The sequence below is a fragment of the Yinghuangia aomiensis genome, from assembly GCF_039542225.1.
Taxonomy (GTDB): domain Bacteria; phylum Actinomycetota; class Actinomycetes; order Streptomycetales; family Streptomycetaceae; genus Yinghuangia; species Yinghuangia aomiensis.
This window is the reverse complement of the sequence record NZ_BAABHS010000017.1, coordinates 19,125-38,521: the sequence shown is the minus strand read 5'-3', so window position 1 is coordinate 38,521 and position 19,397 is coordinate 19,125. Positions and strand designations below refer to the sequence as shown.

Annotated in this window: 21 protein-coding genes and 1 pseudogene; 9 read left to right on the top strand and 13 right to left on the bottom strand. The window is 72.4% G+C overall.

Annotated elements, in window-relative coordinates; genetic code table 11:
* Window positions 1-25: 25 nt before the first annotated feature.
* On the bottom strand, window positions 26-1,288 hold the full coding sequence (locus tag ABEA93_RS23385) for an APC family permease (protein WP_345677670.1): 1,263 nt from the start codon (window positions 1,286-1,288) through the stop codon (window positions 26-28).
* A 115-nt stretch (window positions 1,289-1,403) separates the two neighbouring features.
* Between ABEA93_RS23385 and ABEA93_RS23380 the strand changes: the two genes are divergently transcribed.
* On the top strand, window positions 1,404-1,748 hold the full coding sequence (locus ABEA93_RS23380; protein WP_345677669.1) for a DUF4440 domain-containing protein: 345 nt from the start codon (window positions 1,404-1,406) through the stop codon (window positions 1,746-1,748).
* Window positions 1,749-1,865: 117 nt separating this feature from the next.
* Here the strand turns inward: ABEA93_RS23380 and ABEA93_RS23375 are convergent, their stop codons facing one another.
* From ABEA93_RS23375 to ABEA93_RS23365, 3 genes and pseudogenes are all read right to left on the bottom strand, one after another.
* The gene (locus tag ABEA93_RS23375) at window positions 1,866-2,354 is read right to left on the bottom strand and encodes a nucleoside deaminase (protein ID WP_345677668.1); all 489 of its coding nucleotides are present in this window, start codon (window positions 2,352-2,354) and stop codon (window positions 1,866-1,868) included.
* Between the two features lie 98 nt (window positions 2,355-2,452).
* Window positions 2,453-2,905 (bottom strand): nucleoside deaminase, encoded by a 453-nt coding sequence (locus tag ABEA93_RS23370; RefSeq protein WP_345677830.1) that lies wholly within the window; start codon window positions 2,903-2,905, stop codon window positions 2,453-2,455.
* A gap of 115 nt (window positions 2,906-3,020) precedes the next feature.
* Window positions 3,021-3,215: pseudogene (locus ABEA93_RS23365) on the bottom strand (hypothetical protein); the annotation flags it as partial.
* A gap of 533 nt (window positions 3,216-3,748) precedes the next feature.
* Here ABEA93_RS23365 and ABEA93_RS23360 point away from each other — a divergent pair.
* A complete protein-coding gene (locus ABEA93_RS23360) occupies window positions 3,749-4,537 on the top strand; it encodes an MBL fold metallo-hydrolase (protein WP_345677667.1) in 789 nt (262 codons plus the stop codon).
* Window positions 4,538-4,601: 64 nt separating this feature from the next.
* Here ABEA93_RS23360 and ABEA93_RS23355 read toward each other — a convergent pair whose 3' ends face one another.
* From ABEA93_RS23355 to ABEA93_RS23345, 3 genes are all read right to left on the bottom strand, one after another.
* Window positions 4,602-5,060, bottom strand: coding sequence for a YunG family protein (locus ABEA93_RS23355; protein WP_345677666.1), 459 nt, complete (start codon window positions 5,058-5,060; stop codon window positions 4,602-4,604).
* Between the two features lie 185 nt (window positions 5,061-5,245).
* Window positions 5,246-5,956, bottom strand: coding sequence for a sulfite exporter TauE/SafE family protein (locus tag ABEA93_RS23350; protein WP_345677665.1), 711 nt, complete (start codon window positions 5,954-5,956; stop codon window positions 5,246-5,248).
* A 312-nt stretch (window positions 5,957-6,268) separates the two neighbouring features.
* Window positions 6,269-7,753 (bottom strand): class I adenylate-forming enzyme family protein, encoded by a 1,485-nt coding sequence (locus ABEA93_RS23345; RefSeq protein ID WP_345677664.1) that lies wholly within the window; start codon window positions 7,751-7,753, stop codon window positions 6,269-6,271.
* Between the two features lie 509 nt (window positions 7,754-8,262).
* On the opposite strand from ABEA93_RS23345, the gene ABEA93_RS23340 reads away from it, so the two are divergent.
* Both ABEA93_RS23340 and ABEA93_RS23335 read left to right on the top strand, forming a co-directional pair.
* Entirely contained in the window at window positions 8,263-9,177 is a 915-nt protein-coding gene (locus ABEA93_RS23340; protein WP_345677663.1) for an amidohydrolase family protein, read from the top strand.
* Between the two features lie 81 nt (window positions 9,178-9,258).
* A complete protein-coding gene (locus ABEA93_RS23335; RefSeq protein WP_345677662.1) occupies window positions 9,259-9,708 on the top strand; it encodes a hypothetical protein in 450 nt (149 codons plus the stop codon).
* 114 nt (window positions 9,709-9,822) lie between these two features.
* Here the strand turns inward: ABEA93_RS23335 and ABEA93_RS23330 are convergent, their stop codons facing one another.
* The 3 genes from ABEA93_RS23330 to ABEA93_RS23320 form a co-directional block, all read right to left on the bottom strand.
* Window positions 9,823-11,193 carry an outer membrane protein assembly factor BamB family protein gene (locus tag ABEA93_RS23330; protein WP_345677661.1) on the bottom strand — a complete coding sequence of 457 codons (1,371 nt, stop codon included), beginning with the start codon at window positions 11,191-11,193 and terminating at the stop codon, window positions 9,823-9,825.
* A 959-nt stretch (window positions 11,194-12,152) separates the two neighbouring features.
* Window positions 12,153-13,025 carry an ABC transporter permease gene (locus tag ABEA93_RS23325; protein WP_345677660.1) on the bottom strand — a complete coding sequence of 291 codons (873 nt, stop codon included), beginning with the start codon at window positions 13,023-13,025 and terminating at the stop codon, window positions 12,153-12,155.
* Complete coding sequence (locus ABEA93_RS23320) at window positions 13,022-13,807, bottom strand: ABC transporter ATP-binding protein (RefSeq protein ID WP_345677659.1); 786 nt, start codon at window positions 13,805-13,807, stop codon at window positions 13,022-13,024. Before ABEA93_RS23320 ends, ABEA93_RS23325 begins: the two co-directional genes overlap by 4 nt.
* Before the next feature lie 224 nt (window positions 13,808-14,031).
* Between ABEA93_RS23320 and ABEA93_RS23315 the strand changes: the two genes are divergently transcribed.
* Window positions 14,032-14,760, top strand: coding sequence for a TetR/AcrR family transcriptional regulator (locus ABEA93_RS23315; protein ID WP_345677658.1), 729 nt, complete (start codon window positions 14,032-14,034; stop codon window positions 14,758-14,760).
* Between the two features lie 84 nt (window positions 14,761-14,844).
* Here ABEA93_RS23315 and ABEA93_RS23310 read toward each other — a convergent pair whose 3' ends face one another.
* Both ABEA93_RS23310 and ABEA93_RS23305 read right to left on the bottom strand, forming a co-directional pair.
* Entirely contained in the window at window positions 14,845-15,198 is a 354-nt protein-coding gene (locus ABEA93_RS23310; RefSeq protein WP_345677657.1) for an MmcQ/YjbR family DNA-binding protein, read from the bottom strand.
* Between the two features lie 87 nt (window positions 15,199-15,285).
* Window positions 15,286-16,224, bottom strand: coding sequence for an NADP-dependent oxidoreductase (locus tag ABEA93_RS23305; protein WP_345677656.1), 939 nt, complete (start codon window positions 16,222-16,224; stop codon window positions 15,286-15,288).
* A 146-nt stretch (window positions 16,225-16,370) separates the two neighbouring features.
* Between ABEA93_RS23305 and ABEA93_RS23300 the strand changes: the two genes are divergently transcribed.
* The 4 genes from ABEA93_RS23300 to ABEA93_RS23285 all read left to right on the top strand — a co-directional run bounded on the left by ABEA93_RS23300 (window position 16,371) and on the right by ABEA93_RS23285 (window position 19,126).
* The gene (locus tag ABEA93_RS23300) at window positions 16,371-16,778 is read left to right on the top strand and encodes a winged helix-turn-helix transcriptional regulator (protein WP_345677654.1); all 408 of its coding nucleotides are present in this window, start codon (window positions 16,371-16,373) and stop codon (window positions 16,776-16,778) included.
* Between the two features lie 110 nt (window positions 16,779-16,888).
* A complete protein-coding gene (locus ABEA93_RS23295) occupies window positions 16,889-18,034 on the top strand; it encodes a LacI family DNA-binding transcriptional regulator (RefSeq protein WP_345677653.1) in 1,146 nt (381 codons plus the stop codon).
* Window positions 18,035-18,133: 99 nt separating this feature from the next.
* The gene (locus ABEA93_RS23290; protein ID WP_345677652.1) at window positions 18,134-18,553 is read left to right on the top strand and encodes a YjbQ family protein; all 420 of its coding nucleotides are present in this window, start codon (window positions 18,134-18,136) and stop codon (window positions 18,551-18,553) included.
* Window positions 18,554-18,748: 195 nt separating this feature from the next.
* On the top strand, window positions 18,749-19,126 hold the full coding sequence (locus ABEA93_RS23285; RefSeq protein ID WP_345677651.1) for a VOC family protein: 378 nt from the start codon (window positions 18,749-18,751) through the stop codon (window positions 19,124-19,126).
* 25 nt (window positions 19,127-19,151) lie between these two features.
* On the opposite strand, the gene ABEA93_RS23280 is transcribed toward ABEA93_RS23285, so the two are convergent.
* Window positions 19,152-19,391: a hypothetical protein gene (locus ABEA93_RS23280; RefSeq protein WP_345677650.1), complete on the bottom strand. Its 240-nt coding sequence runs from the start codon at window positions 19,389-19,391 to the stop codon at window positions 19,152-19,154.
* Window positions 19,392-19,397 lie beyond the last annotated feature (6 nt).

Sequence of the window (19,397 nt, the reverse complement as noted above, 5' to 3'; positions counted from 1 at the left end):
CCGGACGTCTCCGGACACGGCCTACCTAGCCGCGGTTCCGGGCGCCCGCGGGGCGCACGAGCCACCACAGCGCCCCCGCACCGGCCACCGCGGCGCCGACCAGAGCCGACCGCCACGGCAGCGTCACGGCCAGCACCGTACAGCCCCCGAGGCCGGCGAACGGCAGCCATCGGGGCGGCGGATTCTCGTCGGCACCCAGCCGCATCGCCGACGCGTTGGCGAGTGCGTAGTAGACGAGCACACCGAACGACGAGAAGCCGATCGCGCCGCGCAGGTCGACCAGCGTCACCAGCAGCACGACCACCGCGCCGACCGCGATCTCGGCGTGGTGCGGCACCTGGTGCCGCGGGTCGACGGCGGCCAGCGTGCGCGGCAAGTGCCCGTCCCGGGCCATCGCGAGGGTCGTCCGCGACACGCCCAGGATCAACGCGAGCAGCGACCCGAGCGCGGCCACCGCCGCGCCGATCCGCACCACGGGAGCGGCCGCCGACCAGTCGGACGCGCGGACCGCGGCGTCCAACGGCGCGGTGGCGTGGGCGAGTCCGTCCGGCCCGAGGGCAAGCAGCGCGGTGAGCGCCACCGCCGCGTACACGACCAACGTGATGCCGAGGGCCAGCGGGATCGCCCGGGGAATCGTGCGCTGCGGATCGCGGACCTCCTCGCCGAGCGTCGCGATCCGGGCGTACCCGGCGAAGGCGAAGAACAGCAGGCCCGCCGCCTGCAGCACGCCGTAGGCGCTCGCGTCCGGAAACGGAGTCAGACGATCGGTGTCCGCGACGGTCAGACACGCGGCGACCACAAAGGCCAGCACCGCAAGCGTGACGGCCACGACGGCGCGGGTCAGCCACGCGGCCTTCTGCACGCCACGCAGGTTGAGGAGCGTCAGCAGGACGACCGCGCCGGCGGCCGTCGCACGGGCGTAGTGCGGCCACACGTAGGCACCCACGGTCATGGCCACGGCCGCACACGACGCCGTCTTGCCGACCACGAACGACCAGCCCGCGAGGTAACCCCAGAACGGGCCGAGGCGTTCACGGCCGTACACGTACGTACCGCCCGACTGCGGATGCCGCGCCGCCAAGCGCGCCGACGACGTGGCGTTGCAGTAGGCCACCGCCGCGGCGATCGTCAGACCGATCAGCAACCCCGAACCGGCCGCCCGCGCCGCGGGCGCGAACGCCGCGAACACCCCCGCGCCGATCATCGATCCGAGGCCGACGACGACCGCGTCTCCGGTACCCAGACGGCGCGCGAGCCCGGGAGCGGGGGATGGCTGGGGCTGGTTCACCGCACGTGCATATCAGCCCGCGGCAACGCCCGGGTGAACCCGCGCCGAATGCCGGCCTCCCGCCCTGTCAGCGCCCTGTCAGGCATCGGTCAGCGCCGCCGCCGACGCTGGACCCATGACGCACCACCGCGAAACCGGCGCCGTACGCTTCGGCCTCGCCCAGGACGGCCGCCGGCCGACCGCCTTCGAAGCCGCGTTCAACACCCCGCACGCCGCCTTGGTGGCGCAGATCTACGGGGACCCCGAACCACCCGGCGGCGAACTCGGCACACCGACCACCGTGCGCCTCCGGCACGCCCACGTCGCGGGCGACATCGCGCTGCTCACCGTCGACTGGGCACGCGACGACCCGGACGACTCGGCCGACGGGGACGCTCCGATCCGCGGCACGGCGACGGGTGTGGCGCGGCGGACGGAGGACGGATTCTGGCGCTACCGGGTCGAGGCGCCGTTCTCGTGAGCTTCGGTCGGGCGTCCGGGTGCGGAGGGCCGTTCCGGGGGCGTTTCTGTGGCGGCTGCCGGTCGGTGGGTGGCTGCCGCGCCGGTGGGCCGCTGCCGGTCGGTGGGCGGCTGCCGGTCAGTGCCAGAAGCCCTTGTGGACGTCCCGCATGCCGGGCACGTCCACGGGGCCGACGACGGTGATCGGGCGGCTGCCGGCCGCGAACACCGTGCGGCACGGCAGCTTGAGCGTCGGGTTGCGGGCGTCGTCGCCGGTCAGGATGTACAGGTCGGCCTCGGACAGCGCGAAAACGACGCGCCCGATACCGGACCAGTAGATCGCCCCCGAGCACATCGCACACGGCTCGCAGCTCGTGTAGAGCGTGCTGCCCGGGAGCAGCGCGGCGTCGACGCGGGTGGTGGCGATCCGCACGAGGTTGGTCTCGGCGTGCCCGGATACGTCGCCGGTCGTCCCGACCGAATTGCGGGCGGCGGCCAGGACGTCGCCGTCCGCACCGGCCAGCACCGCGCCGAAGGGGTGATTGCCGCCGTCGCGTGCTTCGGCGGCGAGTTCGACCGCGCGGGACAAGTGCGTCCTGTCGATGGCGGTCAGGAAACCGTCGACCACGGTGAACCTCCCCATTCCGGTACCCCGACCGTCGTCCGTGGTCAGGGTACCGGCGCCGAAGGTCCCGCATCGGCACCCGGGCCCGCGCGGGTGGGTGCTCAGTAATCGATGCGGTCGGCCTTGGCCAGCCACGCGTCGAACGGCGCGTTGCGCTGCGGCAGGTCGAGCTGCTCGACCGGTGTCGGCCACATCGATGCGGGCTTCTTCTCGAACAGGTCGTAGAACTTGCGGTCGTCGAACCCGGCCACCGCGGCGTCGTCCCGATCGGCGCAGAACACGATCCGGTCGACGCGGGCCCACAACGCCGACGACAGACACATCGGACACGGCTCACACGACGTCACCAGGACACAGCCCTCCAACGCGAACACGCCCAGCTTCTGACAGGCCGCGCGCATCGCCGTCACCTCGGCGTGCGCCGTCGGGTCCAGATTCGCGGTGACCTGGTTGTTCCCGATCGCGACGATCTCGCTGCCCTTGGCGACCAGCGCACCGAACGGACCGCCGCCATCGGCCACACTCGCGGTGGCCAACCTGATCGCCTCCTCCATCCAAGCCCGCTCCAGCTCCTGGACGCTCGTCTGCTGGGTCTGCACGCGTTACTCCTTTGCGGAAGAAGACAGTTGTGGGTGGGGGCGTGTTTGTGGGCCGCGGGCGCGGGGCGGACTACGCCGTCGGCACGCCGCAGATGTGCTCGGGACCGGCCGGGGGGTGTGGCAGGTCCAAGCCCGTCGCGTTGCGGATCGCGTTCGGGATCGCGGGGGTGGCGGAAACGGTCGGCGGCTCGCCGAGGTAGCGCACGCCGTAGGGCGGGTGCGAGTCGGCCGGTTCGACGACGTCGACGGCCATCGGCGGCATGTCCTCCGGGCGACGGTCGGTCATCGGCAAACCTCCACTGGAGCCGGTACGTTCGGTCAACACGGGCCGAATTCACCCGCACTCGGCGGACGTTGCGGCAATTCGGCGACGGACCCGCGGCCGCATTCGCCGAGGCACTTCCGAAAACGGCCGCCGCCGCATCACGGGTTCCACTCTTTCCTCGTTCCGCTGCGACGGATGTCAGCGAGTACACCGCCAATGGAGTGATCTCAGCTAGCGGCGGAAGGGTTGAAAGCCACGGTGGGGCGGGCGTGGTTCTTCGTAGGCTCCTACAAGGGGCCCCGGGCGGTCACGGCGGCTTGGTCGAGCGCGCGAGGGGCTGTGTGCGGGCATGGGGCGGGGCGCGCGGCTATCACGGTCGCTTGCCGTGCCTCAAGTTCTCCGTCCACAGCCGACGTTGTCCACAAGCCCGGTCGCGTGATTCGACCGTTGCGCGGAATGATCTCGGCGACGGCCAGGTTCTGGCCCGTACGACCCGCCCGGCCGCCCGGCCGTCAACGCCCTGGAGTTGTGCCATGACCCGCGCCCGCATCACCGTGCAGTACCTCGGCGGCCCGACCGCGCTCGTCGAAATCGGCGGGTTGCGCCTGCTCACGGACCCCACATTCGATCCGCCGGGCGACCATCCGGTCGGCGCCCGCAAGCTGGTGAAGACCGCGGGCCCGGCCGCCGCGGCCGACGAGGTGCTCCCGGCCGACGCCGTCCTGCTGTCCCACGACCAGCACCCGGACAACCTCGACCGCTCCGGCCGAATCGTGCTCGACGCGGTGCCGCTCGTGCTGAGCACCGCGTCCGCGCACGAGCGGCTCGGCGACACGGTCACCGTGCTGCCGAACTGGGCGTCCACCGAACTGCCCCGGCCGGACGGCGGCGTGCTGCGGATCACCGGCGTCCCGGCCCAGCACGGCCCGGACGGCACCGAGCACCTGGTGGGCGAGGTGACCGGTTTCGTGCTGGAAGGCGACGGCCTGCCCCGGGTCTACGTCAGCGGCGACAACGCGTCGCTCGACGTGGTCCGCGCGATCGCCGACCGACTCGGTCCGGTCGACGTCGCGGTGCTGTTCGCCGGCGCGGCCCGCACTCCGGTCGCCGACGGCCCGCTCACGCTCACCAGCGAACACGCCGCGGAGGCGACCCGCATACTCGGCGCCGCGCACGTCGTCCCGCTGCACTTCGAGCACTGGACGCACTTCACCGAGGGCGCCGACACCCTCGTCGACGCGTTCGCCGCCGCGGGCCTCGCCGACCGCCTGCACCTGCCGAAGCCGGGCGAGCACGTCGAGATCGCGGTAGACGAAGACTGACGCCGGTCGGCTGCCGCCTGGAACGGAGACCGGGTTTGCAGCACCACCGCGGCAGGCAGTGCCGTCAGTTCCCGGCCGGAGGAAGCTCCGCGCCGAGGTGTTCCGCCACGCGAGCGCGCAGCCGGTGGTACTCCTCGGCGCGCCTGCGGAGCGGTCCAGCCGGGCGCACGACCGTCCGGGCCGGCCCGACCACCTGACCCCGGATGAACTGCTCGTAGGTCAGGTCGAGTTCCACGCCGCTGGGCAACCGGTTCCACCAGTGGAACCCGTGGTCGTCGTCACCCGACCGCACCGTGCCCACCAGCAACTCGCCACCGAACACGTCGTGCACGACGAGCGCGGTGATGTCGCAATGCCCGAGTGCCGGGTTGTCGATCCCCCACGGGGTGCGCTCGGCGTCGTCGGGGGAGCAGGTGTCGGCCGCCCACGCGGCACGGATCGCGGACTCGAACCGGGTCAGGGTCCAGGGGGCGGGCCGGGCATCCGCGGGCTGGGCAGGCGTGGGCTGGGGTGGGGTGGTCATGGGGGGAGGGTGTCAGGGGGGTGTGACAGGGGGGTGTGACAGGGCGGGTGGGGGCGCATGGTGGGCCCCTGACGATGACGATGACGATGACGTCCTGAGGTTCGGCGCGAGGTCACGCAAGCCGGGGCGCAGGCAATCGAGGGTTTTGAACTTCTGATGCGCGAGGCGCCGGCGCCGGCGCCGGTTCAGGCGTACAAGCCCTTCAGCGTGATCGACAACCCGCCGACCAAGGCCAGTCCCAGCACCAGGCGTCGCATCCGGGTGTCGGACACGCCTCCGATCCGGCTGCCCGCCGCGATGCCGATCGCCACCGCGCCCGTGATCAGCAGCCACGAACGCAGCGGCATGTCGGGCAGGCCCTTCGCGGCGACGGACAAGCCGTTGACGGTGACCCCGTAGAACTGCGCGTTGGCCACGAATTCCGCGCCGGCCCAGCCCGCGTTGACGCCGTACAGCGTGAGCGGCGGGCCGCCGACGCCGGCCGACGCGTTCATGATGCCGCTCGCCGCGCCCGCGGCCAGCGCACCGCGGCGTCCGCGCAGCCCGCGTAGGCGCACCCCGGCGAGCAGCAGGGACACCGAGGCCACGACCAGCGCGCCGATGCCGATCATCAGCACCTGTTCCCGCAGCCGGCCCACCAGCCAGGCCCCGACCGGCACGGTCAGCATCGCCGCCCCGACCAGCGGCAGCATCGCGGTCAGACGCACCCGGCGCCACGCGGTCGCGAGACCGTACGCGCTGATCGCCCCCGCCGCGAGGTTCGACAGCAGCACGCCTTGCCCCGGCCCCAGCAGCAACACCAGACCCGGCCCCGCGACCAGCCCGAAGCCGATACCCGTCAACCGCTGCAACGAGGCGGCGACAAGCACGACGAGGCCGACGAGGAAGGGGACCATGCCGGGCATCTTGTCAGCTGATCGGTGGGGGAGAGGGGGGCGGCACCGGTGGCCACGGGCGTCGGTGGCGGGTGGCCCGGTCATCCGACTCGCACTCCGTCAGCTCCTACGCCACGGAGGCAGGTCGATTGACGCGGGGGCCACAGCTCCGAGCGGGCAAGGCCGCCGACCAGCACGCCCCGGCGGGTGCCCCGGGTGTAGCCACAGCGACGATGCAACGCATCGCCCGACGCGTGCGCTCGTACCGGGTGACCACACCTCGACACGACGGCCATCCGGCCTACGACCGGACCGGGACGCCCCGCCGCCATCTCACGACGACAGCGTCGCGTACCGCTCCCGCAGTGTCGGCTTGTGGATCTTGCCGGTCGCTGTCATCGGCAGCTCGGCTACGAAGTGGATGACTCGCGGCACCTTGAAGCCCGCCAGCCGCGACCGGCACAGCGCCTCGAGATCCGCCGCGGAGACGGTGCCCGGATCGGCCACGACGACCGCGCACACGCGCTCGCCCCACCGCGGGTCGGGCACGCCGATGACCGCGGCCTCGTGTACGGCCGGGTGTTCGCGCAGCACCCCTTCGACCTCGCGGGCGCTGACGTTCTCGCCGCCGGAGATCACGATGTCCTTCTTGCGGTCCACGACATACAGATAGCCGTCGGCGTCCACCCGGCCGAGGTCGCCGGTGCGCAGCCAGCCGTCGCGGATCGCCTCGGCGGTCGCCGCCGGATCCTCCCAATAGCCGTCGCACACCTGGGTGGCACGGATCGCGATCTCACCGGGCTCCCCGGCTGGCACGTCCGTCCACTTGTCGTCGACGATCCGCAGCTCGACCCCCGGCCCCGGGCGTCCCGCGGCGGTCAGCAGCTCCGGACGGTGGTCGGCAGGCGTCAGGAACACCGCATTCCCGGACAATTCGGTCGACCCGTATCCCTGACCCAAATCGCAGCCCAGCACCTCCGCGGTACGGGCCAACAGTGCGGGAGAGATCGCCGACGCGCCGTACCCGATACCGCGGACCCGACCGCGCAACGCCGCGGCCTCCGGCTGCGCAAGCAACGCGTCGATCATCGTCGGCGCCAGCGACATGCTGGTGATGCCGTACTCCGCGACCAGCCCCGGCAACCCCGCGGGATCGAACTTGCGCAACACCACCGCGGGCCGACCCGCCATGTGGTGCATCGGCACTTGGTACGCGCCCGCGACGTGGCACAGCGGGAACGGCGTCAGGAACACCGTGTCCTCCTGCACCGGACGCCGCGCCAACGTCGTCCGCATCGCGGCGGCGAGACTCCGATGCGTCAGCCGCACACCCTTCGGCCGCCCCGTCGACCCCGATGTGAACAGCAGCCACGCCAAGTCCGCGTCCGAGGCCGGGCCCTCCGGCTCCACACCCGCGCCCTCCGCGAGCAGCGCCGCCCAGTCGCCGAACCGCACCACCGGCCCCGGCCACACACCGTCGAGCCCGTCCGCCGGACCGTCCTCGGCGAGCACCATTTCGGCCCCGGCCCGATCGAGCTGCTCGGCCCACTCCCGCGGATGCAGCCGTGGGTTCAACGGCACCAGCACCCGACCCGCCTGCGGCACGCCGTAGCAGGCCGCGACGTACTCGGCCCGGTTGTGCGCGACGATCGCGACGCGTCCCCCGGGGGACACCCGCCGCGCCACCGCACCGGCCAACCCGGCACTCCACGCCCGCAACTGACCGAACGTCAGCTCAACCCCGTCATCCGGGCACACCAAGGCCACCGCGTCGGCCCGCTCCCGGGCCGCCCCCGCCAGGATCTCGTGAAGCAACACCCTCGCGACGCTACCGCACCCCCGAACCGCCCCTCCGGGACGGAGGTCCTGGGACGGGTCGACCGGGGCCGCGACGGCACAGGCGCGGGCCCCAGCCCACCGCCGCGCGGCGGTATGAGGGCGGGACGAGGCGCGTGGACGAGCCGCGTGGACGAGGACTTCGGCCCGTGGGCCGCGCCGCCGGCGTCCGTCCGTGAACGCTCCGGTGATCGGATCAGGGCTGGGGTCGAGGGGGCAGCTGCGCAGGGGCGATGTATCGCCGAGCAGGTTCCCCACCTGAACCGGCGCCGCGCCCACCGCCGGTTCGGCGTCCACGGCTCCGGCCGCCGTGGACCCCCGTCCCTGCCAGGTACCCCCACGTGACCAGTCGCTTCACAGCAGGGGCGAATCGAAGCGGCAACACCGTCCCGCCACCGTCCGACAGGTTCCGGGCACCCCGCTCCGACCGGTTGTTTTCCTGTGCGGCGCCCGCCGTGAACGCCCCACCGCGTCGGTGGCACGATGGGGCGATGGCGATCACCACCGGAGGCGGCAGCGGCGAAGCGGAGCGGGTTCGGGGGTTCTGGCGGGAGTTGGGGCTGCCGGGGCTCGTGGACGTGCACACGCATTTCATGCCCAAGCAGGTGATGGACAAGGTGTGGGCGTACTTCGACTCCGCCGGGCCGCTGATCGGGCGGCCGTGGCCGATCACCTATCGCAGCGAAGAGCAGGCGCGGGTGGAGACGCTCCGGGCGTTCGGGGTCCGGCGGTTCAGCGCCATGCTCTACCCGCACAAGCCGCAGATGGCGGCATGGCTCAACGCCTGGGCTGCGGACTTCGCGGCGCATACCCCCGATTGTCTGCACACCGCCACGTTCTTCCCCGAGCCGGACGCGGCCGACTACGTCGCCCGTGCCGTCGGCGACGGTGCCCGCGTGTTCAAAGCGCACCTCCAGGTGGGGGCATACGACCCGAACGATCCCCTCCTGGACGCCGTGTGGGGGCTGCTTGCCGACGCCGGGATTCCGGTGGTGACGCACTGCGGCTCCGGGCCCATGCCCGGCAAGCACACCGGACCCGGGCCCATCGGCCGGGTGCTCGACCGGCATCCGGGGCTCCGGCTGATCGTCGCGCACATGGGCATGCCGGAGTACCGCGAGTTCCTCGACCTCGCCGACCGGCATCCGCAGGTCTACCTCGACACCACTATGGCGTTCACCGACTTCGCGGAGCGCGACGCGCCGTTCCCGCGGGACGAACTCGCCCGGCTCGCCGCCCTCGGCGACCGGATCCTGCTCGGCTCCGATTTCCCGAACATTCCGTACCCCTACGTCGACGCCCTCGCCGCCCTGGAACGCCTCGACTTGGGCGCTCCCTGGCTGCGCGCCGTCTGCCACGACAACGGAGCGCGGCTCTTCGGGATCGAGGAACCCGCGGCACCGTGATCGGGTGGCGGAACGGTGCGGCAGAATGCGTCCGTGTCGCGAATTCGGTTGGCTGCACTTGTCGTTGCGATGGCGCTGGGCATGGGCCTGTTGACCTCCTGCACCGTGCCGGAGGGTGCGGTGACCGGGGTCGGCGTGGCCGCGGACGGGGCGCCGATGGTCTTCGTCGCCGTCTGCAAGGGGCGCATCGATGCCGCGGTGCTCCACGAGGAGGGCGACGCGACCCCCGAGGCCCACACCCACTGGCAACACGCCGGTGCCGTCAAAGACTTCGCGGCCTGGCCGTTCGCCGGTAATGCGGAGTGGAGCGTCGACCGGTCACCGCTGCTGTCGCCGGGGCACGCCTACACGCTCTACGGGGCGACGCACGACAACACGTGGTCGGGAGTGCATGTGCGCTTCAGCTTCGACGACTTGGCTGCCCTGTCCGTGGACCAGGTCAGGTACAGCCCCTGGCGGGACGTCAATTCCGTGGTGACCACCTCCGTTGCCGAGTTCCGGGCGCATGCCTGTGACCAGCGGAAGAAGTAGGGAGCCGACACCGCACTCGGGGGCCAACCCCCGAGAACCCCCGAGAACCCCCGAGTGCGGTGTGGGCTCAACCCGGCACGTCGACACGCCCGGAGGCCCCCCGGCCGTCGCCGGTCAGGCGAAGACGCGGACCAGCGGCTGGGAGGAGCTTCCGCTGAGCATCACCACGCGGCCGTCGGCGACGTAGGTGATGCCGCCCAGGTCGATCTCCACCTCGTCGTCCTTGTCCGGGTAGGCGTTGCGCGAAGCCGCGGTCGGCGCGCCGGCCGCGGCGGGCTTGGCGCGCAGCGTGTGCACCGTGGTCACCGTGCCGTCCGCCTTCGCGAACCGCTGCACGTGCGCCTCGGTGCCGCCGTGGTCCTCGCCGACGAGCACCAGCACGCCGGAATCGTCCGCCGACAGCGGCATGGGGTAGCCCGAGACCTTGGTGGACGACGACCACAGGCGCTTGCCGGTCGCCAGGTCGAACGCGCCGACGCTGCGCACGTCCTGGGCCGACCCCAACCCGGTGTAGAGGACGCCGTCACGGACCACCACCGAGCCGTCGTACTCGTTGAGGCCGTCGAGCATGCTGCTCTTGTCGAAGACGATCTCGTCCTCCTCGCCGACCTCGAACCGTGCACCGGGCTTGAGCGCGCCGTCGTAGACCGCGATCACGCCGGCCTTCTTGCCCAGGATCCCGGTCGCGTTCCACTCGTCGAAGACGACGACCGGGTCGGCGGCGAGCAGGCTGGGCCAGCTGTCCGGGCCGTTGGCGAGCTGGGTCTTCGCGCGTGCTGTGCCGGTGGCCGGGTCCAGCACCACCACGCCGCCGATGTACTTGGTCTTCTGGTCCATCTTCTGGACGGTGACCGCGATCTGCGTCGGCGAGGCCAGCACGTCGCGGATGTCCCAGCTGCCGTAGACCCCGCCGTCGTCCTGGGACTTGTACTTCCACTTCACGGTGCCGGAACGCAGGTCGAACGCGTAGACGTAGCCGCCCGCGCCCGCGACCGCCTGGTCGCCGAACCCGCTCAGCGCCATCTCCCACGCCCCCGAGGATTCCGTCAGGACTGCGGACCACAGAACGGTTCCGGCGTCGAGGTCGAGCGCGGAGACGTTGTCGCAGTCGCCCGAGGCACCCTCCCAGCCGACGAGGCCGACATTGCCGACCGGCCGCGCGGCCGCGGCGCAGATCTTGCCCGCAGCCGCGGGCAGCGCCACCTTGCCCGTCTCGGCGCCGCCCGCCACCTCGCGCACCGCGATACCCGACTCCAGCACCGTGTAGACCTTGGCGCCCACGACCCATCCGCCGCGCGCGGAGTCCGAGCGGCCGGGGGCGGCCGCCGTCCACGCCTGGACGAGATCGCTCTTCGGCGCGGCCTTCGACCCGCCGGGGCCGGGGGACGCGCCGGACGCGGCCGACGCCGGGGCGTCCGAATCGCCGTCGTCCGAGCCGCCGAACGCGAACCACGCGCCCGCACCGGCCAGCAGGACCAGGACCACGACACCCGCGACGACCGCCGGGAGCCGACGGCTCCGCCCACCGGACGCAGGCCCGGGGCCGAACCCCGGCCCCGGCCCCGGCCCCGACCCCGACCCGGGGCCGAAGCCCGGTCCGGATCCCGACCAGGGGCCGTTCGGGGGCGGCGCCGGATACGGGGGCGGGTAGGCGGCCGGGTAGGGGGCGGTCGCCGGTGGGGGCACCGGCGGGCGGGAAGGCGGGGGAGGTGTGGTGGGGCGGGGAGGGGTGTCCGGCATCGCTGCTGCTCTCGTTCAGGGGTGCTGCCCGTCGTGGGTCGCCAAGGTACGGGCACACTGACAAGGTCGATCAACGAATACACGTCGCCGAGAACCGAGGGATAGCCGCAAAGCGCGCCGAAACAGGTTCCGGGCGCCGAGCCACCGGCGCGGTGGAGCGGCGACGCGGGCCGCGGCTGCTCGACGTGGCCGGCCGGGGACAGGACCCACACGACGTCTCCGACGTCGAGCGCGGCGGCCCACCACGGTGCGGCACCGGCGCGCCCGGGGCCCACTCCCCGCCGTACGACGCCTGTGGCCCTCCCTGCGGGGGCTCGGGAGATCGCCAGGGTAGGTACCACCCCAACGCAGCGCACCACCCCCAACGCAGCGCACCACCAGAGCGTGCCGCCGCCCGAGCGAACTGCCGCCAGACCGAGCCGGCATCGGAGATGCCTGCCGCGGCGCTGCCGTGCTTCGCGCTGCCCCGTCGCCCCGCCTTCGGCGCGACGAACGAGGGTCGGCGTTGATCACCGGGTCGAGCGCCTTCGGGGCCGGCCGGACCGCGCGGAGCAGGTCGCGGAGCCTCGGGAGCGACGCCGGCCCCGGTGTGAGCGATCGGGCGTCGCGATGCGACGCGCTCGACCAGGAGGCCGGCGGCGGTGCACCGTCCGCCGGGCGTCGCACGGACACACCACCGTCAACAACGCTCGTGATCAATACACCTAGCTCACCACCCGCCCCCGGAAGTGGCGGATGCCGCGGCCGAGGAGCAGTGCGGTGGCGGCTATCAGGACCGGGTAGACGACGAGCAGGCTCAGGTGGTCCGCGGAGGTGACCGAGGCGCGGAAGCCCTCGCTCAGGAACGTCAACGGGTTGATCAGCGAGACGAGTTGCACCCAGCGCACGTTGTCGAGTGCGCTCCACGGGTACAGCGTGCAGCCCAGATACAGGACGGGGGTCAGCAGCGTGGCGAACAGCGCCATCACGTTGCGGGCCTGGAACGCGGAGCCCAGGTAGAGGCCGAGGCTGGAGAACAGGAGCGCGCCGAGCGGGGCGAGGGTCAGCAGCACCGGCCAATCGATGTGCAGCGCGGGGCGTTCCGCCGGGACGAACTCGGCGAGGGGGAACACCATGGCCGCGGCGAGCAGTCCTTGCAGCGCCCCCACGGCGACCTTGGCGCACGCCACCAGGGAGACCGGCACGGGGGAGAGGACCCGGTCGTCGATCTCCCGGGTCACGCCGAACTCCTGCACCAGCGGCATCGCCACGGCGGTGATGCCCTGGAACAGCACGACCATCGCGAGCATCCCGGCGAGCAGGGTCGTGGCCTGGTCCGCGGCGAACGTCGAGCCTGCGGAGGTCCCCGAGGCGCCGGCGGCGATGTGGGGCATGACGTAGCCCAGGGCGAACAGCAGCATGAGCGGCTGCACGACCGATCGGGCGAAGAAGTCCAGCGGCTGGCGGCGCAGCACGGTCAAGTCGCGTGCCACCAAAGCGCCGAAGGCGCGGACCGTGGCGGACACGGGCATGCCCGGGTGAGGTGACGGGCCGGTCGGCGGCAAGGCGGCGGCTTCGCGGGAGTGGACGGCGGTCATCGGTCCCTCAGCTCCTTTCCGGTGAGGTGGAAGAACACGGCTTCCAACGTGGCGGCTTCGGCATCCGCCTTGAGCGCCGCGGGCGTGCCGAGCGCGAGCAGGCGGCCGTGGTCGATCACCGCGACCCGGTCGGCCAGGCTGTCGGCCTCGGCCATGTCGTGGGTGATCAGCACGGTGGTCTGACCCGCCGCGCGCAGGTCGCGGACCAGGTCGTGCAGGGCTATGCGGCTCTGCGGATCGAGGCCGGTGGTCGGTTCGTCGAGGAACAGCACGGCGGGGCGGTGCAGGATCGCGCGCGCGATCATCAGCCGCTGTGCCATGCCGCCGGACAGCCCGCCCACCGGCTTGTCCGCCGCGCCGGCCAAGGCGACGCGGTCGAGTTCGCGGTCCGCCGCGAGGCGGGCGTCGGCGCGCCGCATGCCGAAGTAGCGGCCGTGGAAGACGAGGTTTTCGCGGACGGTCAGGCTGCGGTCGAGGGTGGAGTGCTGCGGGACCACGCCGATGATGCGGCGCGCCGCGGCGGGCCGGGCGGCCACGTCGACGCCGCCGACCCAGGCGCGCCCGCCGGTGGGGACGACGGCGGTGGTCAGCATGCCCACCGTCGTGGACTTTCCGGCGCCGTTCGGGCCGAGCAGCGCGAAGACCTCGCCGGCGCGGACGGACAGGTCGAGCGCGTGCACGGCTGCCGTGCCGTCCGGATACACCTTCGCGAGTCCCTTGGTGTGCACGACGGCGTCGCCGGGCGGACCCGTGCCGGATCCGGCCGGTGAGGGAGTCGGCACGGGGTGAGACGGGACAAAAGCGGACATGGTGGCCCCCGGGTCGCGGTGGTCGGACGTCGGTGAGGGAAATCGGTGAGGGAGTTCGTGAGGGAGTTCGTGAGGGAGTGCTCGCGCTGAGGGAGTTCGCGCCCGAGCGGTGGCCGCCGGGCGGTGGCGGCGCCGGAGCCGATTCCGAGTTGGACTGGACGGTCCAGTCCAAATATTTCTCCGCTAATATTGGACGCATGCGTCCAAGTCGTCAAATCCGCAGCTCAGAGGCCGATTCGGCAGCGGAGTCCGGGGCGGGGGCGGCGGGCAGGCCCGCACGTTCCGGGCGTCCTGGCCGTCCCGACAAGCGGCGCGCCATCATCGACGCCGCCAAAGAGGTGTTCCTCCGCCAGGGATTCACCGATACGAGTGTCGACGTCGTCGCCGCGGAGGCGGGCGTCTCGAAGCAGACCGTCTACAACCACTTCGGTGACAAGGCGAACCTGTTCACGGCGGTGATAGAAACCGCTCAGCAGGACACCGCGAGCATCGCCGAAGAGCGGTTCGCCGCGTTCTTCCGGGAGTCCGGCGACATGGAGGCGGACCTCCGCGCCGCGGCCCGCATCTGGACCGACATGGTGCTCGCGCCCGAGGTCTCGGGCCTGCGCCGGGTCATCATCGCCGAGCAGTGGCGGCACCCGGAGATCGCCGCGCAATGGTCCCGCCCGCGGCCGGCGTTCGAAGACGCGCTCGTCGCCGAACTTGAGCCGCACGTCGCGGCGGGCGACCTCGAGATCCCCGACGTCCATGTGGCCGCACACCAGTTGATCCTGCTGACCGTCCACGAGGCGATGCACGCCTCGCACTTCGGGCTGCACCGCCTGTCCGAGCACCAGGTCCGGCGGATCGTCGACGACGGCGTCGACATGTGGCTGCGCAGCTACCGCACGCGGCCCGCACCCCAGACCGACCAGGGCGTGTCCTAGGCCGCCCCGATCCACGCCGCGGACGCCGACGCCCCGGCCCGCCGCGGCGGACCGGGGCGTCCGGTCGGGAAATGCGGGAGGGTCTTACCCCGCCGCCTCGTCGTAGGCCTTCGCCACCCGCTTGGGCGCCGCCAGCCGCCACGCGTCGACGAGCATCGCGCGCAGCTCGTCGAGGTCGTCGACGGCGGCCAGGTGCGCCCGGATCCAGTCGAAGTTGTCGTCGTGGCCGGGCCGCAGGAAAAACTTGTCCGGCTCCGCCGCGATCAGCTCGGCGCGTTCCTCGCGCGGGCACTTGAACGCCATGGACGCGTCGTCGTCGCCGAGCGCCGCGAAGATCTTGCCGCCGACCCGGAACGTCGGCTGTCCCCAGCTCAGCTTCTCGGATGTCTCCGGCAGGGCCAGCGCTTCGCGGCGGACGTCGTCGGCGGTTGCGGGCATGGGCGTTCCTCCGTGCTGATGGGGTTCCGTCGGCGCGCGGCCCGAAACGGTCACTCCCGCCACGCTAAAGGCCGCCACCGACACGTGCTACGGCACGAGCACCAGCCGCCCGCGCAGCCCGCCCGCACCGAGCCGTTCGTACGCCTTCGCCGCGTCCGCCAGCGGGTACGTCGCCGCGACCCGGAGCGTCAGGCCCCCGGCCGCCGCCAGCCGCGACAGCGCGGCCAGCCGCTCCGCATCTGCCGCGACCAGCACAATCCCGGTGTCGATCCCGCGCAGCGGCGCCGCCGGGACGGCCCCCAGCGTCACGAACACGCCGCGGTCGCGGACCGCGCCCAGCACGGCCGTGCCGCCGAGGACCGCCGCGTCGACCGCGCCGTCCACGCCGCCGGGCACGAGCGCCCGGACCGCGGCCGCGAGGTGCTCCGTCCCGCGCGGCACGAACCACTCCGCGCCGAGCCCGCGTACGAAGGCCTCGTCCGACGCGCCCGCCAATGCGACCACGCGCAGCCCGCGCCGCACCGCCAACTCGACTGCGAAAGCACCCACCGCGCCCGCGGCACCGGTCGCCAAAAGGGTCTGGCCGGGCGCCAATCCGGCGCGGTCCAAGGCCTGTTCGGCGGTGAGCGCGTTGAGGGGGATCGTCGCCGCGGCAACCGGGTCGACTCCCGCAGGCGCCGGTGCGACCTGCACCGGGTCGAGCAGCGCGTAGTCGGCGTGCGCTCCCGAGGAGACGTCGAGGAGGTGCTGGATGCCGATCACGTCGTCGCCGACGGCGTAGCCGGCGACACCGGAGCCGAGCGCGTCGACGGTGCCGGCGAGGTCCCAGCCCAGGCCCACCGCGTCGCGCCGCGGATGGAAGCCGATGGCGGCGAGAGCCCCGGACGCGGTCGCGGCGTCGACCGGATTGACCGCGGCCGCCCGGATGCGGACCCGGACTTGTCCCGGCCCGGGCTCGGGCCGCGGCAGCTCGGCGAGTTCGAGGACGTGGCCGTCGCCGACGGGACGGGAAACCAGAGCGCGCATGAGACGTACTCCCTCAGGTGACACGGCAGGAAGGCGGCCCGCGCCGAAGCGGGGGCCGCGCTGTTCGACACCACGAACCTAGGAGCGGGTACTCTCTGTCGGTAAGTACGTACCTGGAAGTGCGTATCGGATCGAAGGGTGCGTCCATGTCCACGCTGACCGCCGCCCAACGCCGTGAGCGCGACCGCGCGGCCTACGACGCCTTCCTCGCCGCCTGTCCGGCCCGCCAACTCCTCGACCGCATCGGCGACAAGTGGGTCAGCCTCCTGATGGCCGCTCTCTCCGACGGCCCGATGCGCTACGCCGAACTCGGCCGCAAAGTCGCCGGCATCAGCGAGAAGATGCTGACCCAGACGCTCCGCGGACTGGAACGCGACGGCCTGGTCACCCGGACCATCACCCCGTCCGTGCCGGTCCGCGTCGACTATGCGCTCACCCCGCTGGGCGAGAGCCTCGGCACCGTCGTCCGCGAACTGAAGCGCTGGGCCGACACGCACATGGACGCCATTGCCGCGGCCCGCGATGCCTACGACACCCGTACCCCCGGCGCCTGAGCCGAGCGCCGGATCCATACGGTGGCGTGTGGTGGTGCGGCCGGACACAGCCGGGCCCGACAGCGAAAACCCGGACGTCGCTCCGCCCCGTGACCTGCCAGAATCCCCCTATGACCACACGATCGCCGGGACCGCGCGGCGGCGACCGCAGCACCACATCCACCGATGGCAAGGCAGCCTCGAAACGGGGCTCGGCCCACCGGCCGGGCGCGGCGGCGAAACCCGCGGTCGCCGGCCCGGTCACCGGTGCCGACGTCGCCCGCGCGGCCGGCGTCTCGCGCGCCACGGTGTCGTACGCCATGAACGACACCGCCGACGCCCGCATCCCCGAGGAGACCCGCCGCCGGGTCCGCGAGATCGCCCGCGAACTCGGCTACGAGCCGCGCTCCGACGCCCGTTCGCTGCGCCGCGGCCACACCGACTTGGTCGTGCTGCCGACGTACACGATTCCCTTCGGCGGGCTGCTCACCGCGTTCGTCAACGACTTGTCCCGCGAACTCCACCGGCTGGGCCACACGTTGGTCACGTACGGCGACCCGGATGCCGACCCCATGGCCGCCGCGCGCGCGTGGGCCGCGCTCCGTCCGGCCGCGATCGTGGTGCTGCCCGAGCGGCTGACCAGGGAATCCACCGCCTACCTCGCCGCGCGCGAAATCGCCATCGTCGGCCTCGCCTGGGGCAAAGCCCCCATCGACGGGGTGCACTTCGTCCTCGAAGGCGAGACCGGGAGATCCGGGTATGTCGCCGCGGAACACCTCATCGCGCAAGGCCGTCGCGACATCGCCGTCGTGATCCCGCGCGAGGGCCGCGACGACGTGATCGGCTTGGCCACTCTGGGCCGCGAACGCCTCAAGGGTGTCCAAGAAGCCGTCGCCGCGGCTCCGCACCCGGTGCGGGTTCGCATCGTCGAGATGGCGGAATCCCCGGCCTCCGCCGCCGAGGTCGTCGCGAGCTGGGCGTCCGACGACCGGCCCGACGCGGTGTTCGGCTACAACGACGAATATGCCGCGTTGCTCATGGGTGCTCTGTCCGACGCCGGAATCCGGGTCCCCGACGACATCGCCGTGACCGGCACCGACGATCTGCCGCTGTGCGAAATGGTGCGCCCGCGACTCACCAGCGTGGGCTTCACCCCGGCGGTCACCCTCGGCGCCGTGGCCCAGCGCATTGCCGACGCGGTCCGTAGCCCGGTACCGGAAGAGCCGAAGCGCGTGATCATGTGGCGCGCGGAACTGCGGCCGCGGGATTCCGCCTGAGCGGAACCGCGCCCGCGGGCTTCCGGTGAGCGGATCGGCGCGCCGCAGCGGCGGGGCGGCGTCCCGCGCCTCCGCCGCCGGACGCGGCAGGATGGCCGCATGTCCAACCTCACCAGCCGCGTCCTCGACATCCGCACCGGCCGCACCGAAACCGTGTACGACCTGACCGCCGAGTGCGCCGCCTTCCTGCGCGATGCGGCGTCCGGCCGGGACGGTCTGCTCAACGTGTTCACCCCGCATGCCACGGCCGGTATTGCGGTGATCGAAACGGGCGCGGGCAGCGACGACGACCTCCTCGCCGCGCTGCGTGATCTGCTTCCCGCCGACGACCGCTGGCGGCACCGCCACGGCAGCCCCGGCCACGGCCGCGACCACGTCCTCCCGGCATTCGTCCCGCCGCACGCCACCCTCCCCGTCATCGACGGAGCGCTGGCCTTGGGCACGTGGCAGTCGGTCGTCCTGGTCGACACCAACGGCGACAATCCCGATCGCCACGTGCGGTTGTCGTTCCTCGGCTGACCACGGCCAAGGCGGCAGGCGGCCGGCGGACGGCCCGCGCGACAGACAGCCAGTGCAACAGACAGCCAGTGCGGCAGACGGCCAAGCCGCCCGCCGCCGGGCACGATCTACGATGATGGGCACGGCATCGCGCGCTGGGCACCGTCCGGGTGTGCGTGGAGGTGCCTGTGACATGCCTGTTGGAGGCATCGCACTGTGTCAGTCCATTTGAACCACACGATCGTGCATACCCGTGACAACCGGGCCTCGGCCGAATTCCTCGGGGGAATCCTCGGGTTGGTGCCCGGCGAGACGTGGGGACCGTTCGTGCCGCTCGACCTGGCGAACGGCGTCACGCTGGACTTCGTGTCCACCGACATCGACTTCCCCGCCCAGCACTACGCGTTCCTCGTCAGCGAAGCGGAATTCGACGGCATCTTCGCGCGCATCACCGAAGCCGGCGTCACCTACTACCCGAGCCCGAGACTGGACAACCCGGGCCACATCAACCGCAACGACGGCGGCCGCGGCATGTACTTCCTCGATCCCAACGGCCATGCCATGGAAGTCATCACCAAGCCGTACGGCGGCTGATCCCCGGCCGGGTTCCTCGGTCGGCTCACACCAGGCCGAGGAACCCCGGCAGGGCCGCGTGGAAGCCGTCCGGCACGCTGCCGCCGGTGCCGTCGGCGGACGGCATCCGCGTCAGCGGATCAAGGGCATCGGCGGCGCAATGGAGCGGAGGATGCGCATGTCGGAAATCTGGGATCCGTACGGCAGCCTGCAGCGCACCTTGTGGATCGGCGGCGGGCAGTGGTGCGGCAAGTCCACCGTGGCGGAAATCATCGCCAAGGAGCATGGCTTG